This is a genomic window from Streptomyces sp. NPDC008150, assembly GCF_042956945.1.
Lineage (GTDB): Bacteria > Actinomycetota > Actinomycetes > Streptomycetales > Streptomycetaceae > Streptomyces.
This window is the reverse complement of record NZ_JBIBHJ010000007.1, coordinates 135658-149468: the sequence shown is the minus strand read 5'-3', so window position 1 is coordinate 149468 and position 13811 is coordinate 135658. Positions and strand designations below refer to the sequence as shown.

General features: G+C 72.2%; 12 protein-coding genes. 6 read left to right on the top strand and 6 right to left on the bottom strand.

Translation table 11 applies throughout. From position 1 onward, the window contains the following. The first annotated feature begins 84 nt into the window (after window positions 1-84). The 5 genes from ACFZA0_RS19130 to ACFZA0_RS19110 all read left to right on the top strand — a co-directional run bounded on the left by ACFZA0_RS19130 (window position 85) and on the right by ACFZA0_RS19110 (window position 6844). Complete coding sequence (locus tag ACFZA0_RS19130) at window positions 85-849, top strand: IclR family transcriptional regulator C-terminal domain-containing protein (protein WP_391017985.1); 765 nt, start codon at window positions 85-87, stop codon at window positions 847-849. 552 nt (window positions 850-1401) lie between these two features. Next, the gene (locus ACFZA0_RS19125) at window positions 1402-2193 is read left to right on the top strand and encodes an aquaporin (protein ID WP_391017982.1); all 792 of its coding nucleotides are present in this window, start codon (window positions 1402-1404) and stop codon (window positions 2191-2193) included. Window positions 2194-2266: 73 nt separating this feature from the next. Then, window positions 2267-3805, top strand: a complete 1539-nt coding sequence (gene glpK, locus ACFZA0_RS19120; RefSeq protein ID WP_391017979.1) for a glycerol kinase GlpK — start codon at window positions 2267-2269, stop codon at window positions 3803-3805. Window positions 3806-3814: 9 nt separating this feature from the next. Next, complete coding sequence (locus ACFZA0_RS19115; protein ID WP_391017976.1) at window positions 3815-5428, top strand: FAD-dependent oxidoreductase; 1614 nt, start codon at window positions 3815-3817, stop codon at window positions 5426-5428. 270 nt (window positions 5429-5698) lie between these two features. Beyond that, window positions 5699-6844, top strand: coding sequence for a PAC2 family protein (locus ACFZA0_RS19110; protein ID WP_391017973.1), 1146 nt, complete (start codon window positions 5699-5701; stop codon window positions 6842-6844). Between the two features lie 86 nt (window positions 6845-6930). Here ACFZA0_RS19110 and mshC read toward each other — a convergent pair whose 3' ends face one another. The 4 genes from mshC to ACFZA0_RS19090 form a co-directional block, all read right to left on the bottom strand. Further along, window positions 6931-8160, bottom strand: a complete 1230-nt coding sequence (mshC, locus tag ACFZA0_RS19105; protein ID WP_391017970.1) for a cysteine--1-D-myo-inosityl 2-amino-2-deoxy-alpha-D-glucopyranoside ligase — start codon at window positions 8158-8160, stop codon at window positions 6931-6933. Between the two features lie 117 nt (window positions 8161-8277). Continuing rightward, complete coding sequence (locus ACFZA0_RS19100; protein ID WP_391017967.1) at window positions 8278-9096, bottom strand: SCO1664 family protein; 819 nt, start codon at window positions 9094-9096, stop codon at window positions 8278-8280. Continuing rightward, a complete protein-coding gene (locus tag ACFZA0_RS19095) occupies window positions 9060-9650 on the bottom strand; it encodes a DUF3090 family protein (RefSeq protein WP_391017964.1) in 591 nt (196 codons plus the stop codon). The genes ACFZA0_RS19100 and ACFZA0_RS19095 overlap by 37 nt, the downstream gene beginning before the upstream one ends. Before the next feature lie 161 nt (window positions 9651-9811). Next, a complete protein-coding gene (locus ACFZA0_RS19090; RefSeq protein WP_391017961.1) occupies window positions 9812-10498 on the bottom strand; it encodes an MSMEG_4193 family putative phosphomutase in 687 nt (228 codons plus the stop codon). Between the two features lie 62 nt (window positions 10499-10560). Here ACFZA0_RS19090 and corA point away from each other — a divergent pair, with 62 nt between their 5' ends. Further along, a complete protein-coding gene (corA, locus tag ACFZA0_RS19085; protein ID WP_391017958.1) occupies window positions 10561-11559 on the top strand; it encodes a magnesium/cobalt transporter CorA in 999 nt (332 codons plus the stop codon). Between the two features lie 58 nt (window positions 11560-11617). Here corA and ACFZA0_RS19080 read toward each other — a convergent pair whose 3' ends face one another. Continuing rightward, window positions 11618-12406: a ferritin-like domain-containing protein gene (locus ACFZA0_RS19080; protein ID WP_391017955.1), complete on the bottom strand. Its 789-nt coding sequence runs from the start codon at window positions 12404-12406 to the stop codon at window positions 11618-11620. Between the two features lie 294 nt (window positions 12407-12700). Next, entirely contained in the window at window positions 12701-13756 is a 1056-nt protein-coding gene (locus ACFZA0_RS19075; RefSeq protein WP_391017952.1) for an LLM class F420-dependent oxidoreductase, read from the bottom strand. Between the last annotated feature and the right edge of the window lie 55 nt (window positions 13757-13811).

The following is a 13811-nucleotide window of genomic DNA, read 5'->3' as shown; positions in this document are numbered from 1 at the left end:
CGGTGAACGATAATGTTCGACAATGCCGAACGGCGGGCATCGTGCCCGCCCGTGCGCGGTCGACGGGACGGAGGCGGGACGGCGATGGCACGGAACATCCAGTCGCTCGAACGGGCCGCGGCGATGCTGCGGCTGCTCGCGGGCGGCGAACGACGGCTCGGCCTGTCGGACATCGCCTCCTCGCTCGGGCTCGCCAAGGGCACCGCGCACGGCATCCTGCGCACGCTCCAGGTGGAGGGCTTCGTCGAGCAGGACAGCGCCTCGGGCCGCTACCAGCTCGGCGCGGAACTGCTGCGCCTGGGCACGACGTACCTCGACGTGCACGAGCTGCGGGCCCGCGCCCTGGTGTGGACGGACGACCTGGCGCGTTCCAGCGGCGAGAGCGTCTACCTGGGGGTCCTGCACCAGCGGGGCGTGCTGATCGTGCACCACGTCTTCCGGCCCGACGACAGCCGCCAGGTCCTGGAGATCGGGGCCATGCAGCCGCTGCACTCGACGGCGCTCGGCAAGGTGCTCTCGGCGTACGACCCGGTGGCGCACAGCGAGGCGATGGAGAACGAGCGCCGCTCCTTCACCGAGCGGACGGTGTGCGAGCCGGAGGGCTTCGAGCACGTCCTGGACATGACGCGGGCCCGCGGCTACGCGGCCGACGTGGAGGAGACCTGGGAGGGCATCGCCTCCGTCGCGGCCCCGGTGCACGACGGTCGGCGCATGCCGGTGGGCGCCGTCGGCATCACCGGCGCCGTCGAACGGGTCTGCCGGGACGGGGAGTTGCGCCCCGAACTGATCGCCGCGGTGCGCGACTGCGGACGGGCGGTGTCGCGGGACCTGGGCGGCGGCCGGTTCTGACCCCGGCCCCCCGGCACGGCGCGCACCACTGACGGCCCCCGCCCCGCGCGCGGGGACGAACCCGGCACGGCACGAGCCGTTCCGGGCCCTCGGCATGCCCCGCGCGGTAGCGGTGGCGCCCGCACGACGGTCCGTGCGACACCCCCCCCCGGCCACCCCGTCCGCCGCTCCCGCGGCAGACACCGTGCGGGCCCCGGGCGTACGCTTATCGGGTCATATCAGACAAATAGTCTGAGTCGGTCAGGCCTGCCCGCCCCGCGGGGCGCCCGTGCCGTCGCGAGCGGTCAAGCGATCGCGGCGGGGCAGGAGCACAGGAGCAGTCGACAGGAGTCGCACTTTCGACAAGTGGGTTCGGGAGATCCCTTGACTCACGGGGGACGCCGGAGTGAGACTCCCGTCCATCGGTCGGCATTGTCGAACGCTTTTCGGAAACACGCGTTAAGGTGGGACAACGCCAAGGGCCGGTACCGCTCCCCTCGCGGGGAGCGATCGATCCCCGGAGCAGATCCCCGGGAATCGTCTTCCCCTGGACGAAGGACAAAGGAGTCGCGGGTGTCCAGCTCCGACATCTTTATCGGCGAGACCATAGGTACCGCCGTACTGATCTTGCTCGGCGGTGGCGTGTGCGCCGCCGTCACCCTGAAGGCCTCCAAGGCCCGCAACGCGGGCTGGGTGGCCATCGCGCTCGGCTGGGGTTTCGCCGTCATGACGGCGGTCTACATCTCCACCCCGCTCTCGGGCGCCCACCTCAACCCGGCGGTGACGCTGGCCCTCACCATCAAGGACGGCAACTGGAGCGACCTGCCCATCTACTGGGGCGGTCAGATCCTCGGCGCGATGATCGGCGCCGTGCTCGTCTGGGCGGCGTACTACAGCCAGTTCCAGGCCCACCTCACCGACCGCGAGATCGTCGGCGAACCCGGCCGCCCGGCCCCCGACAAGTCCGTCGAGGCGGAGGAGAAGGGCGCGGGCCCCGTGCTCGGCGTGTTCTCCACCGGTCCGGAGATCCGCAACATCGTGGCGAACCTCCTCACGGAGATCATCGGCACCCTCGTCCTGATCCTCGCGGTGATGACCCAGGGCCTCAACCAGGCGGGCGACGGGCTCGGCGCCCTCGGCGGCCTGATCACGGCGTTCGTCGTGGTGGCGATCGGTCTGTCCCTCGGTGGTCCGACCGGATACGCCATCAACCCGGCCCGTGACCTCGGCCCCCGCATCGTGCACGCCCTCCTGCCGCTGCCCAACAAGGGTGGCTCCGACTGGAGCTACGCCTGGATCCCGGTGATCGGCCCCCTGGCCGGCGCGGCGATCGGCGCGGGTATCTACAACCTCGCCTTCGCCTGAGCACCCGGTGCCGGCCCGCCCGGCACCCCGCCGTACGGCAGCCCCTCACCCACGGAACCCCCAGGAGCACACAGTGAGCGACGCGCACACCACCGGGCCCTTCATCGCGGCGATCGACCAGGGCACCACCTCCTCGCGCTGCATCGTCTTCGACCGCGACGGCCGCATCGTCGCCGTCGACCAGAAGGAGCACGAGCAGATCCTCCCGAAGCCGGGCTGGGTCGAGCACGACGCGAAGGAGATCTGGACCAACGTCCAGGACGTCGTCGCCGGCGCGATCCAGAAGGCCGGCATCACCAAGGACGACATCAAGGCCATCGGCATCACCAACCAGCGCGAGACGACCCTGCTGTGGGACAAGAACACCGGTGAGCCCGTCCACAACGCCATCGTCTGGCAGGACACCCGCACCGACGCCCTCTGCCGCGAACTCGGCCGCAACGTCGGCCAGGACCGCTTCCGCCGCGACACGGGCCTGCCGCTCGCCTCGTACTTCGCCGGGCCCAAGGCCCGTTGGCTGCTCGACAACGTCGAGGGGCTGAAGGAGCGCGCCGAGGCGGGCGACATCCTCTTCGGCACGATGGACAGCTGGGTCATCTGGAACCTGACCGGCGGCGCGAACGGCGGACGGCACGTCACCGACGTCACCAACGCCTCCCGCACGCTGCTGATGAACCTCCGCACCATGCAGTGGGACGACCGCATCTGCGCCTCGATCGGGGTGCCCCAGCAGATGCTCCCCGAGATCCGCTCCTCCGCCGAGGTGTACGGCGAGATCACCGGGGGCAAGCTGGGCGACCTGCTCGGCGGCATCCCGGTGGCCTCGGCGCTCGGAGACCAGCAGGCGGCCCTGTTCGGCCAGACCTGCTTCACCGAGGGCGACACCAAGTCCACCTACGGCACCGGCACCTTCATGGTGATGAACACCGGCGACAAGATCATCAACTCGTACTCCGGTCTGCTGACCACGGTCGGCTACCAGATTGGCGACGAGAAGGTGGTCTACGCCCTGGAGGGGTCGATCGCCGTCACCGGCTCGCTGGTGCAGTGGATGCGCGACCAGATGGGCCTGATCAGCACCGCGGCGGAGATCGAGACGCTCGCCCTGAGCGTCGAGGACAACGGCGGCGCGTACTTCGTACCGGCCTTCTCCGGCCTGTTCGCCCCGCACTGGCGTTCCGACGCCCGCGGTGTGATCACCGGCCTGACCCGGTACGTCACCAAGGCGCACCTCGCGCGCGCCGTGCTGGAGGCGACGGCCTGGCAGACCCGCGAGGTCGCCGACGCCATGACCAAGGACTCCGGTGTCGAACTCACCGCCCTCAAGGTCGACGGCGGCATGACCTCCAACAACCTGCTGATGCAGACGATCGCGGACGTCCTGGACGCACCCGTGGTGCGCCCGATGGTCGCCGAGACCACCTGTCTCGGCGCCGCCTACGCCGCCGGTCTCGCCGTCGGCTTCTGGTCGAACACCGACGAGCTGCGCCGCAACTGGCGGCGGGCCGCCGAGTGGACGCCCCGCATGGACGCGGAGACCCGCGACCGTGAGTACAAGAACTGGCTCAAGGCAGTCGAGCGGTCCACGGGCTGGCTCGACAATGAGGAGTAAGAACCCGTAATGACCAGTCAGCCCACCCTGCAGTCCGTGCCTGCCCTCGGTTCGCACCCGGCGTCCGGCTCCAACCCGAGCCGGGCCGAGACCAGGGAGCAGCTCTCCAAGGCGTCGTACGACCTTCTCGTGATCGGCGGCGGCATCCTGGGCATCTCGACCGCCTGGCACGCCGCGCAGTCCGGCCTGCGGGTGGCCCTGGTCGACGCCGGCGACTTCGCCGGCGCCACCTCGTCCGCCTCCTCGAAGCTGCTCCACGGCGGTCTGCGCTACCTGCAGACCGGCGCGGTGAAGCTGGTCGCGGAGAACCACTTCGAGCGGCGTGCCGTGTCCCGGCAGGTCGCGCCGCACCTGGCGAACCCGCTCACCTTCTACCTGCCCGTGTACAAGGGCGGCCCGCACGGCGCGGCGAAGCTGGGCGCGGGCGTGTTCGCGTACTCGGCGCTGTCCGCGTTCGGCGACGGCGTCGGCCACCTGCTGTCGCCCGCGCGGGCCCAGCAGGACGTGCCCGAGCTGCGTACGGAGAACCTCAAGGCCGTGGCCGTGTACGGCGACGACCAGATGAACGACGCGCGCATGGCGCTGATGACGGTGCGTGCCGCCGTCGAGGCGGGCACCGTCGTGCTCAACCACGCCGAGGTCACCGGACTGCGGTTCACGCAGGGCCGGGTGACCGGCGCCGACCTCAAGGACGCGCTGAGCGGCGAGGAGTTCGGGGTCAACGCCCGGCTCGTGCTCAACGCGACGGGTCCGTGGGTCGACCACCTGCGGCGCATGGAGGACGCGGGCGCCTCGCCGTCGATCCGGCTGTCGAAGGGCGCGCACCTCGTGCTGAGGAGGACGTCGCCGTGGAAGGCGGCGCTCGCGACGCCGATCGACAAGTACCGGATCACCTTCGCCCTCCCGTGGGAGGACATGCTGCTGCTGGGCACGACGGACGAGGAGTACGAGGGCGACCCGGCGGACGTCGCGGTCAACGAGAAGGACATCGCGCAGATCCTCGACGAGGCCGCGTTCTCGGTGCGCGACCAGCAGCTCGACCGGGACCTGATCACCTACTCGTTCGCCGGTCTGCGCGTGCTGCCGGGCGGCCCCGGCGACACGTCGAAGGCCAAGCGCGAGACGGTGGTGACCGAGGGGAAGGGCGGCATGCTGTCGGTGGCCGGCGGCAAGTGGACGACGTTCCGGCACATCGGACGCACCGTCATGAAGAAGCTGGAGACGCTGCCCGGCCACCCGCTCGGCGAGGACATCGAGCCGGTCAACGAGCTGCCGCGGCTGCCGCTGCCGGGCATCGCGAGCCCGCAGGCGGTCGCCCACCGGCTGCTGATCGACCGTCCGGAACAGGGCAGCGGCATGGCGGCCGACACCGCGAAGCACCTGGCGACCCACTACGGTTCGCTCGCGTTCGACATCGTGCGCCTCGCCAACGAGCACCCGGAGCTGAGCGAGCGCATCCACCCGCAGGCCCCGGAGATCTGGGCGCAGGTCGTCTACGCCCGCGACCAGGAGTGGGCCGAGACGCAAGACGACGTGCTGCGCCGCCGTACGACGCTGACGATCCGCGGCCTGGCCACGGACGAGATCCGGGCGCGGGTGCAGGAGTTGCTCGACAAGAAGTAGGCGCGCCGCGGTCCCCCTCGCCCGTCGGGGGCCGGGCGGCGAGGCCGGTTCCGTCCCCGCGGCGGAGCCGGCCTCGCCGTGTTCGGGGCGGGCGGCGGGCGGCGCGCGGCGATTCGGAACCGTGCGGTCCGCGGGGCGGCGAAGGGGTGTTCCGCGGGAGTTATCGGGGCAGTGATCCGTTCACTCCCCCGGGCAAGGGGGCTGCGGAGGCCCCCGCCGCACGCCGTAAGGTTGGGACGTACGCGAGGGCACGTCGGAAGGAGGCACTGGGTGATCGAGCTCGAGGGGGTGCCCGAGCTGATCGACCCGGTCATGGTGGCCGCGTTCGAGGGCTGGAACGACGCCGGCGACGCCGCCTCCACCGCGGTCGCGCACCTGGACAAGGAGTGGCAGGGCAAGGTGTTCGCGGCGCTGGACGCCGAGGACTACTACGACTTCCAGGTGAACCGGCCGACGGTGTGGCTGGACGGCGGCGTCCGGAAGATCACCTGGCCCACGACCCGGTTGTCCGTGGTCCGGGTCGGCGGTGACAAACCCCGTGACCTGGTCCTGATCCGCGGCATCGAACCCTCCATGCGCTGGCGCTCGTTCTGCAACGAACTGCTGGGCTTCGCCCACGAGTTGGGTGTGGAGATGGTGGTCGTCCTGGGCGCGCTGCTGGGCGACACCCCGCACACGCGTCCGGTCCCGATCAGCGGCACCACCTCCGACCCGGACCTCGCGCGCCGCATGGACCTGGAGGAGACCAAGTACGAGGGCCCCACGGGCATCGTCGGCATCCTCCAGGAGGCGTGCACGCACGCGGGCGTGCCGGCCGTCTCGCTGTGGGCCGCGGTGCCGCACTACGTGTCGCAGCCGCCGAACCCGAAGGCGACGCTGGCCCTCCTCAACCGTCTGGAGGACCTGATCGACGTGCGCATCCCGCTGGGCGAACTGCCCGAGGACGCGCGGGCGTGGCAGGTGGGCGTGGACCAACTGGCGGCGGAGGACAGCGAGGTCGCGGAGTACGTGCAGACGCTGGAGGAGGCGCGGGACACCGCGGACCTGCCCGAGGCGTCCGGCGACGCGATCGCCCGCGAGTTCGAGCGCTACCTGCGCCGGCGGGACGTCAACCCGCAGCCCGGCGGGCACGCGACGGACGGCAGCGACACGGGGGCGTTCCGCCCGGCCGCGGCACCGGGCCGGACCCGGCCGCCGAGGCCCGCGCGGCCGGAGACCGGCACGGACGGCAGGGCGGACGACGACAGGGCGGACACCGGGAAGCCGGACACCGACGAGCCCGAGAAGCCGGACGACACGCCGCCCGGCCTCGCGGACGGGACCGCGCCCGGCGGCGAGGACACGAAGGACGGCACCGACGGGGACGGCACGGACGACGACGGCCCGGCGGACGGGCCGGGGCCGGCGCGGGGCTGACCGTCGGCCGCACCGGCCACGGCGAACGGCGAAGGGGCACCCCGGACGGGGTGCCCCTTCGCCGTCGTCGTGCCGGACCGCGCCTTTTAGAGCGCCACGCCCAGCAGGGCGTCCACGGCGCGCGAGACCAGGCCGGGCGCGCCGATGTCGTCGCCACCGGACTCCTGCTGCCGTGCGGCCCAGCGGTCGACGGCGGCGAGCGCGGCGGGGGCGTCGAGGTCGTCGGAGAGGGCCGCGCGGATCTCGTCCACGAGCGCCTCGGCGGACGGGCCGTCGGGCCGGGAGACGGCGGCGCGCCACCGGTCGAGGCGGGTCAGGGCGTCCTGGAGGACCTCGTCGGTCCACTCCCAGTCGGCGCGGTAGTGGTGCGCGAGCAGGGCGAGCCGGATCGCGGCGGGGTCGACGCCGTCACGGCGCAGCTGCGAGACGAAGACCAGGTTGCCCTTGGACTTCGACATCTTCTCGCCGTCGTAGGCGACCATGCCGGCGTGCACGTACGCCTTGGCCATGGGGAACTCGCCGGTCAGCACCTGCGCGTGGGAGGCGCCCATCTCGTGGTGCGGGAAGGCGAGGTCGGAGCCGCCGCCCTGCACGTCGAAGCCCATGCCGAGGTGGTCCAGGGCGATGGCGACGCACTCGATGTGCCAGCCGGGCCTGCCGCGGCCGAGCGAGCCGCCGTCCCAGCTCGGCTCGCCGTCCCTGGCCGCCAGCCAGAGCATCGGGTCGAGGGGGTTCTTCTTGCCGGGGCGTTCCGGGTCGCCGCCGCGCTCCGCGGACAGCAGCCGCATGGCGGCCTCGTCCAGGCGGGAGACGGTGCCGAAGTGCGGGTCGGCCTCGACGGAGAAGTAGATGTCGCCCTCCAGTTCGTAGGCGGCCCCCGCTTCCCGCAGCCGCTCGACGAGCGGGACGATGCCGGGTATCGCCTCGACCGCGCCGATGTAGTTCTTCGGCGGCAGCATCCGCAGGGCGGTCATGTCCTCGCGGAACAGGGCGGTCTCCTGCTCGGCGAGGGCGGTCCAGTCGACACCGTCGCGCTGGGCGCGCTCCAGCAGCGGGTCGTCGACGTCGGTGACGTTCTGGACGTAGTGAACCTGCCGCTTGGTGTCGAGCCACACCCGCTGCACGAGGTCGAACGCGTTGTAGGTCGCCGCGTGCCCCATGTGGGTGGCGTCGTAGGGGGTGATGCCGCAGACGTAGATACGGGCGACAGGACCGGGGTCGAGGGTGACGAGACCGGCGGTCGCGGTGTCGTGGATCCTCAGGTCGCGGCCCTGACCAGGCAGGGCGGGGACCTCGGAAGCGGGCCAGGCATGCATGTCATGAGCCTAACCCGGAGGAAGGTCACGTATACGAGCCGGAGCCGACCGGGTGCCCGGCCGGTGGCCCCGCGCCGGGCCCGTGCATCGCGAACCGCCGGGCCGGCGCGGGATTTCTCACACCGGCGGCCAGGGGATCGCCGGCCACTCCCCGCCGGGTTCGGGGTGCCTGCCGGACTCCAGGAGCGCGTCGACCCGCGCGCGCGTGGCGTCGATCTCCGCGGCGGTGATCAGCGGGGCCAGCCGCCCGGCCAGCGGACCGCCCTCGCCGAGGGCCTCGCGCAGCCCCCGGAGCACCTCGACCGCCTCCGGGGTGAGGGGCTCCCCCGCCCAGCCCCACAGCAGCGTGCGGAGCTTGTTCTCGACGTTGAAGGTGACCCCGTGGTCGATGCCGTACAGCCGCTGTTCCGCGGTGGGCAGCAGGTGGCCGCCCTTGCGGTCGGCGTTGTTGATGACCGCGTCGAGCACGGCCAGGCGGCGCAGCCGTTCGTCGTCGGCGTGCACGAGCAGCGCCGTGCGGTCCTCCTCGACCTCGGCGAAGCCGATGGCCTTCCAGCCGGGGCCGGGCTCCTCGGCGTCGAGCAGGGCGAGGAGTTCGGCCTCGGGGGACGCCTCGATCCAGAGCTGGCACATGCCCTCGCCGTAGGGCCCGTCGCGCAGCACGGTGGGCGGCACGAGGCCCCAGCCGGTCGCCTCGGAGACCTCGTAGGCGGCCACCTCGCGCTGGGCGAGGGTGCCGTCGGGGAAGTCCCAGAGGGGCCGTTCGCCGGCGACCGGCTTGTACACGCAGGACACTTCCTGTCCGTCGCGGGTCACCGCGCAGAACAGGGCCGCGTTGGACGCGTCACGGATGCGGCCGCGGACGGTCAGTTCGCCCTCGGTGAGCAGTTCGGCCGGCGTCACGCGTCGCGCCGGTATCCGTTCTGGCGCGGACATACGTGTCCTTCCGGGTCGAGCGGGAGGCTGCACAGGGGGCACGGCGGGCGGCCGGCGTTGACGACGTCGAGGGCGCGCTTGGTGAAGGCGCGGGCCTGGGCCCCGGTGAGGCGGACCCGCAGCATGGGCGGGCCGTTCTCCTCGTCCTGGAGCAGCCGCTCCTCGGCCTCGGCGAGGTCCTCGTCGGACTCCGCGTCGAGCTCGACCAGGGCCTGCGCCTCGACGATCATGCGCTGCTCGTCGCCGTCCCAGGCCAGCGCCATCGTGCCGACCCGGAACTCCTCCTCGACGGGAGTGTCCAGGGGCCCCGTGTCGGGGCTCTCGGTGGGGGCGACGGCCGGTACGGGCGTGCTGCCGCCGCTGCGGCGCACCACCTCGTCCAGAAGCTCTTCCATGCGCTCGGCGAGCGCAGCGACCTGCGTCTTCTCCAGGGCGACGCTGGTCACCCGGGGGCCGGAGGTGGCCTGGAGGAAGAACGTCCGGCGTCCGGGCAGCCCGACCGTGCCGGCGACGAAACGGTCCGGCGGATCGTAGAGGAACACCTGACGGGACACGTCCTGTCTCCATGGGAGTCGTGAAACGGCATCGGGACCGGCGACCGGGGAGGGTAGCGCCGGCTACTGGCGGGTGCGGCGCCCGGCCCGGTCGGCGGAGGTCGGACGGGAGTCCGACGGCCGGGCCTGGTGCGACCGCTTCACCCTACTGCGGACGACGATCACGGTGCGCCCGCACCGCCACCGACCGGGGCGTCGCCCGTGGCGGGTTCCTCGTGCGGCGCGAGGGACGCGAAGTCGCCGGTGTCCCCGAGCCGGACGAGAAACGGGCGCAGACGGGTGTAACGGATCGCCGTGATGGAACACGGTTCTACGGAAATCCGCTGGAAGAGGTCGAGATGAAGTCCGAGTGCGTCCGCCACGAGCGACTTGATGATGTCGCCGTGCGAGCACATGAGGTAGACGGCGTCGGCGCCGTGGTCGCGCTCCACGCGCGCGTTCCACTCGCGCACCGCCTCCGCGGCGCGGTGCTGCATGGCCCGCATGGACTCCCCGCCGGGGAACGCCGCCGCGGAGGGGTGCGACTGCACCACCTGCATCAGCGGTTCGTCGCTCAGTTCGGCGAGCTTGCGGCCCGACCAGTCGCCGTAGTGGCACTCGCCGATCCGCTCGTCGGTGTGGGCCGACAGGCCGGGGCGGGCGTCGAGCAGCGGCTGCACGGTCTCCTGGCAGCGCTGCAGGGGGCTGAGGACGACTTCGGAGATCGGCAGGGCGGCGAGCCGGCCCGGCAGGGTCGCGGCCTGCTCGGTGCCGCGTTCGTCGAGGGCGACGCCGGGCGTCCAGCCGGCGAGGAGACCCGCTGTGTTGGCGGTGGACCGTCCGTGCCGGACGAGGATCAACGTGGGCATGCCGCCCAGGGTAGGCGCACGTCCGGGTGCACCGGCGGGCGGACGAAGGGAGAATGCGCTCCGTGATCGTGGACTGTTCCATCTACCGTGCGGGACACCGCACCGACAGCTCGCACGACCTGGACGGCGCCCTGAAGCAGGCGCGCGAGGCCGGGGACGCGTTCGTGTGGGTGGGTCTGCACGAGCCGACCGCGGCGGAGTTCGAGAGGGTCACCGCGGCGTTCGGGCTGCACCCGCTGGCCGTGGAGGACGCGCTCAAGGCCCATCAGCGGCCGAAGCTGGAGGTGTACGACGACTCGCTCTTCGTCGTCCTCAAGCCGGTCGAGTACGACGCGGAGAGCGACGACGTCACGGCGCACGAGCTGATGCTGTTCGTCGGGGACTCCTTCGTGGTGAGTGTGCGGCACGGCGACAGCGCCTCCCTGCACGGGGTGCAGAAGCGTCTGGAGAACGAGCCGGAGATGCTCGGCAAGGGCCCCACCTCGGTGCTCTACGGGATCGCCGACGCGGTGGTCGACCACTACCTGGACGTGGCGACCGAACTCCAGACGGACCTGGAGGAACTGGAGTCGGTGGTGTTCTCCCCGGACGGCGGCGACTCGCGCCCCGTCGCGTCGCGGATCTACAACTTCAAGCGCCAGATCCTGGAGTTCCGCCGGGCAACCGGGCCGCTGGTGATGCCGCTGGACCGGCTGGCGGGCAACGGGCTCTCGGGTGCGGCGGTGCCGTTCGTCGCGGACGGCGCGCGTCCCTTCTTCCGGGACGTCAGCGACCACCTGACCCGGGTGAACGAGTCGGTGGAGGGCCTGGACCGGCTGGTGTCGGACATCCTGAGCGCGCATCTGGCGCAGATGAGCGTCCGGCAGAACGACGACATGCGCAAGATCTCCGCGTGGGCGGCCATGGCGGCGGTCCCGACGATGATCGCGGGCATCTACGGCATGAACTTCGAGCACATGCCCGAGCTGCACTGGGTGTGGTCCTACCCGGCGGTGATCGCGGTGATGGGCATCCTGGAGTTCCTGCTGTACCGGACGTTCAAGCGGCGCGGCTGGCTGTAGCGGCACCGGCCCGGCGCGACGGCCGGGGGCCGGGAGCCGGGCCGGCGGCGGCCGGGGGTCAGGCGAACTCGGGGGCGGCGGTCGCCGGGCCGCCCAGGGCGTCGCGCCGCTCCGGCTGCGCCAGGGAGACCATGCGCCGCCAGCCGCCCGCGCGCTCGTACGCGTACACGGCGTGGATGCCGGCCGCGAGCAGCGCCGCCCTGGCGCGGGACCAGCCGAGCAGGCGGCCCATGTGGGCCATCACGGCGAGGCTGACGTCCCGGTAGACGCGGATCTCGGCGTGCGCGCACTCCCGCAGGGTGCGCTGGATGGTGCGGCCGTGGCCGGCGGCCGCGAAGCGCAGCAGTTCCTCGTGGCAGTAGGCGAGGTGGTTGTCCTCGTCGTTCGAGATCATCCGCACCGCGCGGCCGAGGTCCGGATGGTCGCCGAAGCACTTGCGCAGCATGTCCATCTGCTCCGACGCGCGCTGTTCGGTGACCCGGCTGTGGGCGAGGTAGGTGACGATGTCCGGCACGGTCAGCGGCTCGTCGCGGCGGAGCCTGTCGTGCGGGAGGCCGATGCCGTTGCGCTCCAGCAGCATCGTGTAGTCGGTCTCGGCGGGGACCTCGACGGGTTGCAGGCCGCGCTTGCGCAGGAGGGCGTTGAAGATCCGCCCGTGCTTGTCCTCGTCGGCGCCGTGCCGGGCGATCTTCGGCGCGAGCGCGCGTTCGCCCTCCGGGACGAGCGCGGCGATGCGCCCGTTCTCCCAGCCGCCCTGGGACTCGCCGCCGGCCGCGATCGAGCAGAACAGCCGGAACGACTCGTCGTCGTCGAGGATCTCCGTGAAAAGGCTCTTGGCAGACAGCATGTGTGACCTCCCTGCGAGGCTCCGGGGCACCCCGCGCGGGGCCCGCGGCGTGGGCCGCCGGGCCGTGGGGCCCGCAAGGAGGAGTCAAATGCCGCATCCCGGACGCTGCAACACGGGTGCCGGACGACTGCGCCAGAAGGGGGACGTTCCGGCGCGCCGGAAGGCGTAACCGCGCGGGGTGCGCGCGCGTTGTTCCCCACGACGGCCGTGGCGGGGAAGACCCCCGAGCCCCCACCACGGCCGCGGACCTCCCCGCCGGGACCCGCCGGTGCCCCGTGCCCCGGTGTCCTCGGCTCAGGCCAGGCCGGCCCGCTCCATGGCTTCGACGCCCGCCCGGAGCGAGGCCAGCCGGTCGTCCAGCGAGAAGCCCGCGGGGGCCAGCGTCAGGGTGGTGACGCCGGCCGCCGCGTAGGCCTTCATCCGGTCGGCGATGCGGTCCACGGAACCGAGCAGCGTGGTCTGGTCGATCAGGTCGTGCGGCACGGCGGCCGCGGCGCCCTGCTTGTCGCCGGACAGGTACTTGTCCTGGATCTCGGCGGCGGCAGCCTCGTAGCCCATGCGGCCCGCGAGCTGGTTGTAGAAGTTCTGCTTGCGGCTGCCCATGCCGCCCACGTAGAGCGCGGTGTACGGGCGGAAGGCGTCGGCGAGCGTGGCGACGTCCTTGTCCTCGCCGACGGCGAGCGGCAGCGTCGGGCACACGTCGAACCCGTCGAGGGTCTTGCCGGCCTTCTCCCGGCCGGCCCGCAGGTGACGGATCGCGGTGTCCTCCAGGTGGTCCGCGGACGGGAAGATCAGCAGCGCGCCGTCGGCGATCTCGCCGGTCTGCTCCAGGTTCTTCGGTCCGATGGCCGCGATGTAGAGCGGGATGTGCTCGCGCTCCGGGTGCACGGTGAGCTTGATCGGCTTGCCGGGGCCGCCGGGCAGCGGCAGCGTCCAGTGCTCGCCCTCGAAGGAGAGCCGCTCGCGGGACATCGCGCGGCGCACGATCTCGACGTACTCGCGCGTACGGGCCAGCGGCTTGTCGAACTTGACGCCGTACCAGCCCTCGGAGACCTGCGGGCCCGAGACGCCGAGGCCGAGGCGGAAGCGGCCGCCGGACAGGGAGTCGAGGGTGGCCGCGGTCATCGCCGTCATCGCGGGCTGGCGGGCCGGGATCTGGAAGATGGCCGAGCCGACGTCGATGCGCTCGGTCTGGGCGGCGACCCAGGTGAGGACGGTGGCCGCGTCCGAGCCGTAGGCCTCGGCCGCCCAGCACACGGCGTATCCGAGCCGGTCGGCCTCCTGGGCGACGGCCAGGTTGTCCCCGTCCATTCCGGCACCCCAGTAGCCGAGGTTGATCCCGAGCTGCATGGCCGATTCCCCTTACTGATCAGTAACGTCCCTTGTGCGCCGACCATAGCGCGCG

Excerpts from the sequence above, each read along its gene's own strand:
- ACFZA0_RS19100 (WP_391017967.1), bottom strand. The coding sequence starts at position 9,096 with ATGTCCGCGCCAGAACGGATACCGGCGCGACGCGTGACGCCGGCCGAA.
- ACFZA0_RS19115 (WP_391017976.1), top strand. The coding sequence starts at position 3,815 with ATGACCAGTCAGCCCACCCTGCAGTCCGTGCCTGCCCTCGGTTCGCAC.
- ACFZA0_RS19090 (WP_391017961.1), bottom strand. The coding sequence starts at position 10,498 with ATGCCCACGTTGATCCTCGTCCGGCACGGACGGTCCACCGCCAACACA.
- ACFZA0_RS19130 (WP_391017985.1), top strand. The coding sequence starts at position 85 with ATGGCACGGAACATCCAGTCGCTCGAACGGGCCGCGGCGATGCTGCGG.
- ACFZA0_RS19080 (WP_391017955.1), bottom strand. The coding sequence starts at position 12,406 with ATGCTGTCTGCCAAGAGCCTTTTCACGGAGATCCTCGACGACGACGAG.
- ACFZA0_RS19075 (WP_391017952.1), bottom strand. The coding sequence starts at position 13,756 with ATGCAGCTCGGGATCAACCTCGGCTACTGGGGTGCCGGAATGGACGGG.
- mshC (WP_391017970.1), bottom strand. The coding sequence starts at position 8,160 with ATGCATGCCTGGCCCGCTTCCGAGGTCCCCGCCCTGCCTGGTCAGGGC.